The organism is Collimonas sp. NPDC087041 (assembly GCF_044745265.1).
Lineage (GTDB): Bacteria > Pseudomonadota > Gammaproteobacteria > Burkholderiales > Burkholderiaceae_D > Collimonas.
On sequence record NZ_JBIUZX010000012.1, the window covers coordinates 20832 to 34126 of the forward strand.

Below are 13295 nucleotides of genomic sequence, written 5' to 3' on the forward strand. Positions count from 1 at the left end.
TCGACATAACTGTAGTGAAGTCATTCTCAAGGATCGACATGCAAATCTGGTTGTTGCAACTTGGCGTCATCATTCTTGCTGCGCTCATCTGCGGCGCTTTGGCGGAACGGCTGGGGCAATCGAAAGTGGTCGGTGAAATCGCCGCCGGCCTGCTGCTGGGCCCGTCGCTCCTCGGCGCAATCGATATCGATCTGTATCACTCCCTCTTTTCCAGCGTGACAATGCCGGCCATGTCGCAGCTGGGCGAACTCGGCCTGGTGCTGCTGATGTTTCAGCTAGGCTTGCACCTGGATCTCAAAAGCCTGCAAGGACGCGCCAGGATGACTGCGCCGTTGACGGTTTCGCTGCTTGGGATGATTATCCCGTTCGCCCTGGGTTGCGCGATCGGCGTTGTCTCCAGGCCTATCGTCGCGCCGCAGGTTGCGCCATTGGGTTACATTCTGTTTTGCGGCCTGGCGCTGTCGATTTCCGCGGTGCCTGTGATGGCACGGATCGTCATGGATCTACGCATGAGCGATTCGCCGGCGGCGGCCCTGGCCCTGGCCTCCGCCACGTTCACCGACCTCCTCGGCTGGCTGATGCTGGCAGTGATTGCGGCCCTCGCCGCGGGTACATTTTCCTTCGGCCAGACGCTGCGCGATCTCGGCCTGCTGTGCGCGTTTGTCGCCGCCTCCGTGTTGATCGCCAGACCGCTGTGGCAGCGCCTGCTCAATCGTCGCAAGGAAATGGCGATGTCGCCAGCGATATTGGCATGCGTCATCTGCTATGTCCTGCTCTCCTCGTGGATCACGGCAACGATCGGTTTTCACAGCGCCTTCGGCGCGTTGATGGCGGCGCTCGTCCTGCGTGGCCATCCCGCACTTGTGCAAGCGTGGCGCCAGCGGGTAGAAAGCTTTGTAGAGCTGGTCCTGATGCCGGTTTTTTTCGCCTATGCCGGTATCCGCGTTTCGCTGGGCAGCATTCAGTCGGCGGATTTCTGGCCATGGTTTTGCCTGTTCCTGGCCGCCGCAATCTTTGGAAAATTCGGTGGCAGCTATCTGGGCGCTCGCCTGTCAGGCATCCCGCACCGCGACGCCAGGGTGATTGGCGCGTTAATGAATACCCGCGGCTTGATGGAACTGATCGTGCTGACGATCGGTTTGCAGTTGGGTATCTTGCCGGTACCCGTGTATTCGATGCTGGTGCTGATGGCTCTGGTGACAACCGCCATGACCGTGCCACTATTGCGGCGCTGGCAACGGCAGGAAAGTACGATTACCAATAATCGAAAAATGGATGATGGAAACCCGGTGCCGACCTGATCTGGATTGCGGCCGCCCTCAACAAGCATGCGTGCCGTTCGGCATCCGCAGATATCACACCTAGGCAATGCGAGCCCAGCAAGCAAGCTGTTGTATTGCTTGAACTTTCATGACAATCTTTAACATTAAATAACAATTTAATAATAACTTAACAACAAAACTAATCGTTATTTATTATAATATTTGCATTAAGTAGTCATGTCACCTAGACTGAATTGATATTTCCCCATGGAAATTTATCATGATGGAAAACGGGTATGCCTCAGATGTCTGCAGCCGCTCATTCCTGCGGCTATGGCAGCGGCGCCTCTAGATTCAGTGTCAGGACCACTTCAGCATCCGTTTCAAGCATAGAACACAGGACCTCGCGAAACTTATCTCAACAGGGTCGCAGTTAACCCGACCAGTCGAGGGTGAAATTGAAAGTCCTATCCATCTTTGGTACACGCCCGGAAGCCGTCAAAATGGCTCCAGTCGTCAAGGCGCTTGCGCGCGAAGCAGGCATCGAATCGCTGGTTTGCGTCACCGGCCAGCATCGGCTCATGCTGCAGCAGGTACTGGATCTGTTTCAGATCAAGGTTGACCACAGCCTGGATGTGATGCTGCCAAACCAGACGCTGAACGGCTTGAGCGCACGCCTGATCTCCTTGCTTGATCCGGTGCTGGAAGCGGTCAAGCCGGATCGGGTCCTGGTGCATGGCGACACCACGACAGCGATGATGGCGGCACTGGCGGCCTTTCATCGGCGCATACCGGTGGCGCATGTCGAAGCCGGCCTGCGCACCGGTGATCTGAGCCAACCCTGGCCGGAAGAAATGAACCGCCGCTTTGTCGATGTGGTCAGCGATTTGCTGTTTGCCCCGACCGCCGGTTCCAAGTCCAATCTCGCTAGCGAGCATCTGGCAGGCCGCATCATCATCACCGGCAACACGGTGATTGACGCGTTGCGCCTGACCACCGAGCGGATCGACCAGGATATACAGCTGCGCCATAGCCTCGACGCTCACTTTCCCTATCTCAAACCGGACCGCAAGCTATTGCTGGTAACCGGCCATCGACGTGAAAATTTTGGCAACGGTTTTGCCGAAATCTGCGATGCACTGGCAAAACTGGCGCGTCGCTCCGACATACAAATCGTCTATCCGGTGCATCTGAATCCGAATGTGCAAGGGCCGGTGCAGGCCGCCCTCTCACACTTGTCGAACGTCCATTTGATCGAACCGCTGGATTATTTACTGTTTGTACGTTTAATGCAGCGTGCCCATGTGATACTGACTGACTCCGGCGGTGTGCAAGAAGAGGCGCCGTCGCTGGGCAAGCCGGTGCTGGTGATGCGCAACGTCACCGAGCGTCCGGAAGCGGTTGCGGCCGGCACGGTACAACTGGTGGGCACCGATTCGGCACGTATCAGCGCAGCAGTTGCCAGGCTCTACGATGACGACGACGCCTGGCGGCAGGCGACGCATCGCGTCAATCCCTATGGGGACGGACGCGCCTCGGAGCGTATCGTCGATGTGCTGTGCGGAAGATCCATAGATGAATTCGGTGCAGAGATATCTGCCCAAGTAGAACAAGCACCATTGCCGGCAAAAGCGATGCAATAAATTCGGCAGCCGAGCAATTCAGGGAGTCGATCATGCGTTACCCGCTTCATGTGCTGCGCCTGGCAGCGAGATATGGATGTTTGTCTGCGTCATGCGTGTTATTCCCCGCCATCGCAACGGCAGCCGAACAGCAATCGCCGCCGCTGCATTTCGATCTGCGCCTGATCGAACTGGACCTGATGACAGCCGTACTCGGCTGCCTCATCTTCCTGTTGGTTATCTATACGATCCGGCACTACCTGTTCACCCTCAACCGCCTGTTCGGCCGGCAGCGCCAGCCCTATCTCGACATCGAGCAGGCTTCCTGGCCGCAAGTGGTGGTCTGTGTTGCCGCCCACAACGAAGAACGGGTGATCGCCGACGCCTTGCACGCCCTGCTCGAAGTCGATTACCCGCGCGACAAATTGATCATCATGCCGATGAACGATCGCTCTACCGACGGCACCCGTGAAATCATCGATCGCATTGCCGCAGCAAACCCGGACCGCTTCATGCTGTTCCACCGCAGCGAAGGACGTCCAGGTAAAGCCGCGGCATTGCGCGACGCCACCGAAAAAATCCAGGCCGAAATCATTATCGTATTCGATGCCGATTACCTGCCGGCGCGCGGCCTGATCAAACAGTTGGTCGCGCCATTCTTCGATCCGGAAGTCGGCGCCATCATGGGACGCGTCGTTCCCATCAATGCCGGCGCCAATCTGCTGACACGCCTGCTCGATCTGGAACGCGCCGGCGGCTATCAGGTCGACCAGGCGGCGCGCATGAACCTCGGCCTGGTGCCGCAGTATGGCGGCACTGTCGGCGGCGTGCGGCGTTGTGCGCTGGAGGAAATCGGCGGCTGGAATATCGACATGCTGGCCGAAGATACCGATGTGACGTTCCGTCTTTTGCAGCACGGCTGGAAGACCGTGTATCAAAACCGTTCCGAATGCTATGAAGAGGTGCCCGAGGTGTGGCCGGTCAGGATTCGGCAGATCAGCAGATGGTCGCGCGGCCACAACCAGGTGATGGGCCGCAACCTGATGCGCCTGCTGAAAAATCGCCGCATCAGCCTGCGCGAAAGAGTCGACGGTGCGCTACTGCTTTGCGTATTCATCATGCCGCCGCTGTTGCTGGTCGGCTGGGCATTGACCATCATCCAGTTCTTCATGACGTCGCATCAGTGGCTGTTCGGCTGGCTGGCCTTGAGCGGCATGGTGGCCTACGGCGCATTCGGCACCAACGCGGCCTTTTTTGAAATGGCGGCCGCCACCTACCTGGATGGTAATCGCAACCGCATCCGCCTGCTGCCGCTGAACATATTCGGCTTCCTGATCAGCCTGGTCTCGATCTCGCGCGCGGCTGTCAGCCAGATCCTGGATGCGATACGAAAGCGCGAACTGGTATGGCACAAAACCGAAAGATTCAGGATCACCCCGGCTTCACCGATCCAGGACCTGATATCGCCACTGGAAAACACGCCGACCACTACCCCCGTTACATTCGGCGGGAAGGCAACTTGAACATGCTGTTTCCGGCGCTATTACTGTTCAGCGTGATCTCCATCCTTTTCTTGCCCTTCATTCCAGCGGTGGCCGAGTGGCTGCGTCCGACCGATGTGGCGCCGCTGCCGGTACGCAGAAACGAAGTAAACAATCTGCGCTATTTCGCCGACAGTTTTCGCCAGCGCATTCTCAACATGCCAGGCGTCGACTTCGCGAAGCTGCGGCTTCTGCAAACCGATCGCACCGTCAGCATCGGCAACAACCTGAACATCGTGCATCAGCAGTTCAGCGACGGCAACCCTGCCGACTACTATCCCGCGACCTTGAATATATTACGGCAAACGAACGGCATCGTCATTTTCGTGCACGACGCCATCCTGCCGCCAGGCAGCCAAACCCAGGCCGATCTGTTCGCCGCATCCAACCTTGCGGTCGGCGACGGCGCCAGCCTGCGCGCCTGTTCGGCGCAAGGCGCCATCACGCTTGGCGCCGATACGGTCGTGCATCGCTGGATTGACGCCCCGTGCATCCGTGTCGGCAGCAACGCATCGATTGACGGACGCATTACTGCGATCACGGAAATCCTGTTTTCCGCCGGCAGCCGATTCGTGCGGGCCGGTGCGCCGGACATGCGTTTCGGCGCGTCTGCAAGCACCGCCGAGGCAGCGCCGCCAGCGCGTCCTTTCCGGGTGCGCCATGTCTTCGACGACGGTGCACAGCAATCGCCGCAGGCGATCCAGGACGGCGACTTCGTGGTGCGCGGGCCGTACCTGATCCGCTCCGGCACGACGGTATTCGGCAACATCAAGACGTACGGCGATTTGCAGTTGGAACAAGGAAGCGCGATTGCCGGCAGCATCGTCTCCAACAAGAATATTGTGCTGGCGCGGGGATGCTCGGTACTCGGCCCGGTGATCAGCCAGAACGATATAGTCATCGGCCCGGATTGCCGCATCGGTACGCCGGATGCCCCCACCACCATGATCTGCAGGAAATTATCGATTGCCGCCGGCTGCGTCGTGCATGGCGTGATAACGACCCAGGACGGTGCGACGGTGATGCCCACGGAGGCCAACCATGCAGCCTGATTGGCGTCACTTGACACGCGTTGCCCGCGCCATGCGAACGACATCGTCGCGGTTGCTTGCGGCCATCGGCTTTCTCAGTCTCTGCCAGGTTGTGCCGGCGACCGCGGCAGACAATTCTCCGGACGCTCCCATGTTTGCCGATTTTTCCTTGCCCAATGGCGCCATCACAGTCTTTGCCAAAGGCGATTATGTCGAACCTTATTTCGCGCTGAAAGCTCTGCTGGCGGCGCATCGCCTGGGCGTCGACGTGACCCAGGCCACTTCGGCTTTCGGTCATTGGCTGCTGCCGTTCCAGCAAGCTAACGGCCCCTTCCCTCGGGTCTGCCGCAGCGGCGCCAACGATTGGCTGGCTTGCGGACCGGCCGACGCCGACGATTCCCTGGACGCGCTCTGGTGCCTGGCCGCAGCCGAAATTCTGCCGAACGATGAAGTATTGGCCGCCAGTTGCATCAGGTCGCTGGAAAACCTGGCAACCCTGTGGAACCCGGCACAGCAAACCTTTCGCGCCCTGTCCGGCGGCACTGCGGCTTATTTTGCCGATAACGTCGAAGTCATCGGCGCACTCGCCTATTTGCGCCATGACCGCGCGGCAAGCAGCCGCTTTGCCGTGCAGCTGGCAGCTTTGCCAAGCGCTGCCAGCATGCAAAAAGGGCTGCGTCAAAATTATGGCTACGATCCGAATGGCGCTCTCGAACCGCAACGCGCCAGCGTGCCGCCGACGCCTTACGGCTTCTACCCGAATGCGGTGGCGCCGGTTTATCTGTGGCTGTACCAACTGCGCCACGGCGCCAGTGGTGCGCGCTACTGGCAAGTCTGGAAAGAACGCTACGGTGAAAAATGGCTGGCCGGAGAAAGCGATCATTTCCCATGGGGGCTGATCGCCTGGGCCGCCTATCTCTCGGGTGATCAGGCAAGCGCCCGCGCCTGGCTCAAGAATGCCGATGCCTGGCGTGTTGCGGGCCGCTGGAATGTCGTCGAAGAAGGTGTGCGAACTGGCTTGAGCCATGCACTGCAATCTTCCGCCACAGAGAAATCGCCATGAGCGCGGCGGGCCGAAGCAAATGGAACAAGGCGGGGCTGGCGCTATTGGTGATCACCATTGTTGGCGCCGCCGCCGTCTGGGTCGAACGCATCCGGGAAGTCGCTCCGGCGCGCTGGTCAAGCGACGCCATCGCGCTGATCCTGCCGGACAACCTGCCGGAAGCCAATCGCCTGTATGCGTCGGCGTGGCTGGATGCCGCTTCTGAAGAAGGCGTCCGGCTGGAAGCCGTTACTGCATCGGAGTTTGCACGGCGCGGCTTGCAGGGCGAGCGGCCGTTTGCCGGCGCGATACTGCCTGACACCATCCACCGCCAGATCAGCACCGCCTTCGTCAACCAGATCAGTCGTTTTGTAGAGCACGGCGGCGCATTGATGCTGGTCGGCGATGCCGGCGTACTGGACGAGAACGGCTACTACGCGGAACCGGCGTCGCGCTTTTCAACGCTGGCCGGTACGCCCTATGCCCTGTATAGCAAGCTGCACGACAAGATGTCGTTCAACCCCACCATCTCCGGCAGTCCGCAGATGATGCAGGCGCTGAACCTGCCACCGGGACGCTGGATCGAGAGCGGCGGGCAGGCCGTCGTCTCCGGCTACGGCGAGGACACCTTGCGCTACCCGGTCCTGCACACCGGCGACACCTATGCCGGCACGATACGCATGCAGGCCCAGGATAAAACCGTGATTGCCGGCGAACATCCGTTCGGCAAAGGCCAGGTGCTATTCGTCAATCTACCGCTGGGTTATCTGAAACTACGCACCGACGGCATCCTGATGCATGGCTTCCTGCATTATTTTGCCAACCGGATCATGGGCCAGCCGCAGCTGTCGGCGGCGCCTGAAGCGATCGGCGGCCTGGTGCTGAACTGGCACTGCGACGCCAAGATATGCATTCCGGCCATGGAGCAGCTGATCAAGGCTGGCGTATTCAAGCGTGGCCCGTTCAGCATTCATGTGACTGCCGGTCCGGATCAGCGCGAATTCGGCGACGGTCTCGGCGTCGACCTGAACAATAACAAGGCATTCCAGGAAACGCTGCGTACCCTGCTTGCGCAGGGCAATGAAATCGGCAGCCACGGCGGCTGGATCCACGACTGGTTCGGCAAGCATCTGTCCGACAGCAACGAGGCGCAAATGACCACCTACCTGGAACAGAATGCGGATGCGATCAAGCGCCTGATCGGTCACGACCAGACCGAATATTCCGCCCCTACCGGCAACCAGCCGGTGTGGGTCACCGACTGGCTCGATGCGCAGCATGTCGACGCCTATTATTTCACCGGGAATATCGGCCAGGGACCGACCCACACCTACCGCGACGGCCGCCGCGATGGCCACATCTGGTCGTTCCCGGTACAGACCTACGGCCACATCAGCACGATCGAAGAAGCCTACACCGAGCATCTTCCAGAAAGTGAAATCAGCAACTGGTTGACTTCACTGGTGAAATTTACCGAGAATACCGGGCAGATACGATTGATTTACTTCCATCCGCCAGGAGCTGTCCTGTATCCCGACGCCATCAACCAGCTGATGCTCGCCGCCGACGCCGCCGCCAAGGAAGGCCGTTTCCGCTGGCGCACGATGACCGACCTGGCGCACTTCATGAGCCGCCGCGAGCAGACCGTGTGGAACATTTCCAATGACAACGAGAGCGTGGTGATCGATGCCGCCAATGCCGCTTCACTGAACCAACTAACCTGGCTATTTCCCATCGCGCTGTACTCCGAGCCGCGGGTCAACGCCGGCCAGGCCAAGGTAGAACAGCGCGGAGATACCTGGGCAGTGATCGCCGCCGACGTCAAGCAATTGCGCATTTCAACACCGTTGATAAAGAAAGCACTGCATTGAATACTTTTACCCGCAACGAAGGCGTCCATCGTCCGGCTCGCCAAAAGACATCGGCAACAGCAACAGCGCTGGTCACATTAGGCATTTCCTTCGGCTGCGCGACCAGCGCTATCGCCGCCGATGAGGACTTTTCCATACCTGTACCTGCTTTACAGCATCCGCGCCTGCTGCCCATACAAAATATGCCCGCCGCGCCAGACGCACAGATCGCCTCGGCTGCTGCGAGCGCCCCCGCACCCGCACCTGTTTCTGCTCCTGCTCCTGCCCCAGCGGCATCAGCTACACAGTTTCCGCCGCCGGCAACCAATACAGAAACCAACGAATCCACGCCAGCCGCAGCCGGCGACATGCCGGCCAGCGCTGCCCCGGCCGTTGCATTCGAGGACCACGCCGTCCCTGTGGCGCCTCCCGAAGCACCTGCCGCAGCACCGACGGAACTGCCGCCCGAACGCGCCGCGCTCGAACTGATTGGCAGCGATGGCAAGATGACCAACGGCTATGGCTACGCCCGCGCATTCTCGCTGCGCGGCATGGCGGTAACGGCGGCCGGCGTGGTGCAGGGAGAATTGACGCAGCAGTCCCGCTTCGGATTTTCCGGCAACTACGGCAACGTCTCGCTGACGCACGATTTCTCTGAAGACTATTACACCAATGTCGGCGTCGGCATTGGCAATAGCCCGCTGTTCCCGAGCTGGCGCGTCGACGCCACCGGATATCGAAAATTCGGCAGCGAACGGCAGTACGTGGCCGGCGTTGGCGCTTACTACGCCAAGGGCAATGAACTCGAGCGCTCCGACCAGGGCCTGCTGTTCACCGGCCTGGCCTATTTCACCGGCATCGTGATAGAAGGCGGCGTGCGCCTGAACTGGGCCGATCCCGGCGACATACTCGGCCCCAGCGAATACATAGCCGCGACCTTCGGCAACGACGATCAGCGCGCCATCATCATTCGTTACGAACACGCCAAGGAAACCTACAAGGTCCTGCCGGGCGGTCCGGAACTGGTGAACTTCAAAAGCAATACGATCAACGTCCAGTTGCGCCAAAGGGTAAGCCGGGACAGCATGCTGCTGGCGGGGCTGGAATACTACCTTAGCCCAGCCTATGACCGCCTCTCACTCAATCTTGGCTGGCGCTGGAGTTTTAGATGAAACCGAGGCAAGATGCCGCTGCCGATGCAACCGACGCAGAGCAAGTGTCGGAAGCGGCAAGCGGCATGCCTGACGGTACGCTACCGATCAAACCCGGTAAAAAACAGGCGCATGACAAACCACGCCGGCGCGCTGTCATCAACCCGCGTTTCGCCGGCTTTGGCGGCCAACTGATCCAGACGCACCGCGCCCTGCGCCGCCTGCCTTTCCCGCCCAGCCGCTGGGTCGATGTCTTGCTGGTGCCGGCGATCATCTTCTTTTGTACGCTGTTGGCGTGGCCATGGATTGCCGAACTGTGGTCGGCAATCATCAGGTTCTGGGTCAATGGTCTGGGTAGCGAGGTGCTATTGAAGGCCGACAAGACTTCTTTTCCCGGAATTGACACCGTGCCTTACGCCTACGTCCAGGCGGCGCTTCCCGATCCGCTGCAATGGTGGAGCGGCATGCTGATTACCATCGCGCTGCTGTTCGGCACCACCTTGCTGCCGGCGCGCATGCTGCCGATATCCTATGCCTTGCGTGTGGTTGGCATAATCCAGGTCGCCAGTCAGTTCTATTTCTTTTTCTGGGCGGCCGAATTCCCCTATCAGTCGGCCTCGTCCATCTCGGCGCTGACACAGTCGTCGATGGTGCTGATCCTGCTGACGCCGTGGATCTATGCGTTGTTGTACAACATCTTCGATTTTGGCATTGTGCGCAAAATACTGCTGTCGCTGATCGGCGTGCTTTACCTGATTGTACTGACACCCTTCCAGTACACGTTCGCGGCCTGGATCATGCAGGAATATTCATTGCTGTGGCATCCGCTGATCTACCTGCTGGGTTCCAGCCTGTTGCAGTTCGGCGCCCTGGTCGGGTTTTATTCCTGGGCCATGAGCTGGAAACGGCGCGAATAACATGTCGTTGCTTGCCCTCGCCGGCAATGCAAATAAACCTGCGGTAATGCGGCGCGGCTTATACTGCGCGCATCAGCCATTGTTAAACGATAAGGACACGTTATGAAAAAGACTGGAATGGCAAAGAGCGACGCCAAAAAGCTCATGGGAAAAATGAGCGCCCCCAACGCCGCAAGCTTTGGCAACGGCGAAACCGTTGCACTGGATCGGCGCGAACAGCGCAAGCGCGATCAGGCACTCGGCCTGGTGCCGTTTGCGGTCAAGCTCAACAGCGAACTGGTGTTACAACTGCAAACGCTGGCAAAGGAACGCCAGCTCGACCTCAATGAAGTGGTCGCCGAAGTCCTGGTAAAAGGGCTCGCTGCCTGATTCGGAAATGCGCAACGGCGGGCGACATTGCATCGCCCCGCCCTTCAATCAGAAAAATCCTCATCAAGCCTTGACGCCAACCACCACATGGGAAGCCTTGAAGAAGGCAACAACAGGCTTGCCGGTGGCCAGTCCCAATCCTTCGACGCTTTCCAGCGTCACGATCGCCGCCAGGGTTTCGCCGCCCTTCAAGGTAATGTCGACTTCGGCGTTCACCGCGCCCGGCTTGATTCCCTTGACATGACCTTCCAGGCGATTGCGCGTGGAGAGCTTTACACCGGCATCCGGGTTCGCCAGGATGATCCAGGGCGCCTTGACCAGGGCCAAGGCTTCACCACCAACCTTCAGGCCGAGCGATTTGGTGCTTGAGCGCGTAATGACGGCTACCAGGCGATCGCCACCCGCCAGGGTAATTTCCACCTCATCGTTGACTGCGCCTTCCTGGATGGCGCTGACTTTTCCTGTGAATTGATTGCGTGCGCTGGTCAACATGTCGGAGTCCTTTCTGACGGATTAGGGGGGAAGCGAATTTCCAATTGTAGTCCTGTTCATTACTTGCCGACGCTTCGAACTCAGTTCCGAAGCCCGAAAAGCGCTAGTCGCCTATGGATTTTCGGCGGTGACGAATCCGGCCAAGGAGTGAGTTGAGGCATGCCGAAGCGGTCCGCTGTAAGCATCGGAAAACGGGCGTAGAATCCATTCCAGACGAATGACGATGTATGTTTTTTTCCCGATTGCCGGCGGCATGCTGATGCTGCGCAGCGGGAGCCGCAAGTAAGCCTGGTTGCCAACTTAACGCAAGGAGTTCAGCATGTGGAGTCTGCTTTTATTGCCCTTCATCGGTTTGTTATGGGTGCCGTTTTATAACAACGAACTGCCCTCCTTGTTCGGCTTTCCTTTCTTTTACTGGTACCAGTTGCTGTGGGTGCCGCTCACCTCGCTGCTGATCTGGATCGTGTATCGCCATGGCGTGCGCAAGGGAGTTGAATGATGCCCACCCAAGTCAACTGGACCGCGCTCAGCGTCTTCATCTTTTTCTTCGTGCTGGTGACGGTGATGGGCTTTGCTGCATCGCGCTGGCAAAGCGGCAAAGCCAACAAAGGTGCGCATCTCGACGAATGGGGCCTGGGCGGCCGCAACTTCGGCACCTGGATCACCTGGTTCCTGGTCGGCGGCGATTTCTATACCGCCTACACCGTGATCGCCGTACCGGCGCTGGTGTACGCGGTGGGCGCCTACGGATTCTTCGCACTGCCCTATACGATCATCGTCTATCCGATCGTATTCCTTATCATGCCGCGACTGTGGCATGCCGCGCACCGCGCCGGCCACGTGACTGCCGCCGATGTCGTGTACGGACGCTACGGCTCACGCCAGCTCGAATTCGCGATTGCGCTCACCGGCGTCGTCGCCACCATGCCATACATCGCGTTGCAACTGGTCGGCATGGAAGTAGTGATCAAGGCGCTGGGCTTGACGGGCGAGCTGCCGCTGGCGGCGGCATTCGTGATCCTGGCGCTGTACACCTATTCGGCGGGGTTGCGGGCGCCGGCGCTGATCGCCTTCGTCAAGGATTTGATGATCTACATCGTGGTGCTGGTTGCGGTGGTGCTGGTGCCGATGAAGCTCGGCGGCTATAGCGCCGTGTTCGCTTCCGCCGGCGAAGCATTCGCTGCCAAAGGCGGCGCCACCGGCCTCACCCTGCAGCCGCAACAGCTGCTGCCGTTTGCCACACTGGCGCTTGGCTCGGCGTTGGCAGCCTTCATGTATCCGCACACGCTGACCGGGATCTTTGCAGCCAAGAGCGCCGACACGATTCGCAAGAACGCCGTTTTCCTGCCTGCCTATACCGTGCTGCTCGGATTGATCGCACTGCTCGGCTTCATGGCTTACGCGGCCAAGCTCACCGTCAGCAACAATAACGATGTGGTGCCGGCGCTGTTCAATGCACTATTCCCGAGCTGGTTCAGCGGCTTCGCGTTTGCCGCGATTGCCATCGGCGCGCTGGTGCCGGCAGCAGTCATGTCGATCGGCGCCTCCAACCTGTTCACCCGCAATTTCTGGAAGCCTTATGTGAACCCGGAGATCAGCCCGGCGGGCGAACAGAAAGTGGCCAAGATCGTCTCGCTGCTGGTCAAGGTCGGCGCGCTGATCTTCATCCTGTTCCTGCCGACCAAATTTGCCATCGACATGCAACTGCTGGGCGGCTTGTGGATTCTGCAAACCTTTCCGGCGGTGGTGTTCGGTCTGTTCTTCCGCTGGTACCGCGCACCGGCGCTGCTGGCCGGCTGGGCCGTGGGATTGGCCGGCGGCAGCTGGCTGGCATTCGCCGACGGCATCAAGCCGGTGCATACGCTGGTGCTGGGTGGCAGCAGCTATACCGTTTATACCGGATTGCTGGCGCTGCTATTGAATATCGCGGTGGCTTCGGTGCTGCAGGTGATACTCGGTGAACGCGGGGCGATCAAGGATGAACTGGCACCAGACGGCGCGGTGCGCTAAAGACTTGG

Annotated in this window: 12 protein-coding genes; 11 read left to right on the forward strand and 1 reads right to left on the reverse strand. The window is 59.5% G+C overall.

The genetic code is table 11. The features are described 5' to 3' along the window. The first annotated feature begins 38 nt into the window (after window positions 1-38). The 9 genes from ACIPF8_RS19760 to ACIPF8_RS19800 all read left to right on the forward strand — a co-directional run bounded on the left by ACIPF8_RS19760 (window position 39) and on the right by ACIPF8_RS19800 (window position 10785). Window positions 39-1301, forward strand: a complete 1263-nt coding sequence (locus ACIPF8_RS19760) for a cation:proton antiporter (RefSeq protein ID WP_400424222.1) — start codon at window positions 39-41, stop codon at window positions 1299-1301. Between the two features lie 464 nt (window positions 1302-1765). Continuing rightward, window positions 1766-2905 (forward strand): non-hydrolyzing UDP-N-acetylglucosamine 2-epimerase, encoded by a 1140-nt coding sequence (gene wecB / locus ACIPF8_RS19765; protein ID WP_400424224.1) that lies wholly within the window; start codon window positions 1766-1768, stop codon window positions 2903-2905. A gap of 179 nt (window positions 2906-3084) precedes the next feature. Further along, window positions 3085-4407: a glycosyltransferase gene (locus tag ACIPF8_RS19770; protein WP_400424514.1), complete on the forward strand. Its 1323-nt coding sequence runs from the start codon at window positions 3085-3087 to the stop codon at window positions 4405-4407. Next, window positions 4404-5477 (forward strand): hypothetical protein, encoded by a 1074-nt coding sequence (locus ACIPF8_RS19775; protein ID WP_400424227.1) that lies wholly within the window; start codon window positions 4404-4406, stop codon window positions 5475-5477. Before ACIPF8_RS19770 ends, ACIPF8_RS19775 begins: the two co-directional genes overlap by 4 nt. Beyond that, window positions 5467-6519 (forward strand): hypothetical protein, encoded by a 1053-nt coding sequence (locus ACIPF8_RS19780; protein ID WP_400424230.1) that lies wholly within the window; start codon window positions 5467-5469, stop codon window positions 6517-6519. Before ACIPF8_RS19775 ends, ACIPF8_RS19780 begins: the two co-directional genes overlap by 11 nt. Continuing rightward, the gene (locus ACIPF8_RS19785) at window positions 6516-8369 is read left to right on the forward strand and encodes a polysaccharide deacetylase family protein (protein WP_400424233.1); all 1854 of its coding nucleotides are present in this window, start codon (window positions 6516-6518) and stop codon (window positions 8367-8369) included. Before ACIPF8_RS19780 ends, ACIPF8_RS19785 begins: the two co-directional genes overlap by 4 nt. Next, the gene (locus ACIPF8_RS19790) at window positions 8366-9520 is read left to right on the forward strand and encodes a YaiO family outer membrane beta-barrel protein (RefSeq protein WP_400424236.1); all 1155 of its coding nucleotides are present in this window, start codon (window positions 8366-8368) and stop codon (window positions 9518-9520) included. Before ACIPF8_RS19785 ends, ACIPF8_RS19790 begins: the two co-directional genes overlap by 4 nt. After that, window positions 9517-10416, forward strand: a complete 900-nt coding sequence (locus tag ACIPF8_RS19795; protein ID WP_400424239.1) for a hypothetical protein — start codon at window positions 9517-9519, stop codon at window positions 10414-10416. Before ACIPF8_RS19790 ends, ACIPF8_RS19795 begins: the two co-directional genes overlap by 4 nt. 102 nt (window positions 10417-10518) lie before the next feature. Next, complete coding sequence (locus ACIPF8_RS19800; protein ID WP_400424242.1) at window positions 10519-10785, forward strand: hypothetical protein; 267 nt, start codon at window positions 10519-10521, stop codon at window positions 10783-10785. 63 nt (window positions 10786-10848) lie between these two features. On the opposite strand, the gene ACIPF8_RS19805 is transcribed toward ACIPF8_RS19800, so the two are convergent. Beyond that, window positions 10849-11277 carry a molybdopterin-binding protein gene (locus tag ACIPF8_RS19805; RefSeq protein ID WP_400424244.1) on the reverse strand — a complete coding sequence of 143 codons (429 nt, stop codon included), beginning with the start codon at window positions 11275-11277 and terminating at the stop codon, window positions 10849-10851. A gap of 319 nt (window positions 11278-11596) precedes the next feature. Here ACIPF8_RS19805 and ACIPF8_RS19810 point away from each other — a divergent pair, with 319 nt between their 5' ends. Both ACIPF8_RS19810 and mctP read left to right on the forward strand, forming a co-directional pair. After that, a complete protein-coding gene (locus tag ACIPF8_RS19810; protein WP_400424246.1) occupies window positions 11597-11776 on the forward strand; it encodes a DUF3311 domain-containing protein in 180 nt (59 codons plus the stop codon). Continuing rightward, window positions 11776-13287: a monocarboxylate uptake permease MctP gene (gene mctP / locus ACIPF8_RS19815; protein WP_400424517.1), complete on the forward strand. Its 1512-nt coding sequence runs from the start codon at window positions 11776-11778 to the stop codon at window positions 13285-13287. Before ACIPF8_RS19810 ends, mctP begins: the two co-directional genes overlap by 1 nt. The last annotated feature ends 8 nt before the right edge of the window (window positions 13288-13295 follow it).

Bases quoted from the DNA above. Each gene is read 5' to 3' on its own strand.
- ACIPF8_RS19760 (WP_400424222.1), top strand. From the start codon at position 39: ATGCAAATCTGGTTGTTGCAACTTGGCGTCATCATTCTTGCTGCGCTC.
- wecB (WP_400424224.1), top strand. From the start codon at position 1,766: ATGGCTCCAGTCGTCAAGGCGCTTGCGCGCGAAGCAGGCATCGAATCG.
- ACIPF8_RS19770 (WP_400424514.1), top strand. From the start codon at position 3,085: ATGACAGCCGTACTCGGCTGCCTCATCTTCCTGTTGGTTATCTATACG.
- ACIPF8_RS19780 (WP_400424230.1), top strand. From the start codon at position 5,467: ATGCAGCCTGATTGGCGTCACTTGACACGCGTTGCCCGCGCCATGCGA.
- ACIPF8_RS19785 (WP_400424233.1), top strand. From the start codon at position 6,516: ATGAGCGCGGCGGGCCGAAGCAAATGGAACAAGGCGGGGCTGGCGCTA.
- ACIPF8_RS19795 (WP_400424239.1), top strand. From the start codon at position 9,517: ATGAAACCGAGGCAAGATGCCGCTGCCGATGCAACCGACGCAGAGCAA.
- ACIPF8_RS19800 (WP_400424242.1), top strand. From the start codon at position 10,519: ATGAAAAAGACTGGAATGGCAAAGAGCGACGCCAAAAAGCTCATGGGA.
- ACIPF8_RS19805 (WP_400424244.1), bottom strand. From the start codon at position 11,277: ATGTTGACCAGCGCACGCAATCAATTCACAGGAAAAGTCAGCGCCATC.
- ACIPF8_RS19810 (WP_400424246.1), top strand. From the start codon at position 11,597: ATGTGGAGTCTGCTTTTATTGCCCTTCATCGGTTTGTTATGGGTGCCG.
- mctP (WP_400424517.1), top strand. From the start codon at position 11,776: ATGCCCACCCAAGTCAACTGGACCGCGCTCAGCGTCTTCATCTTTTTC.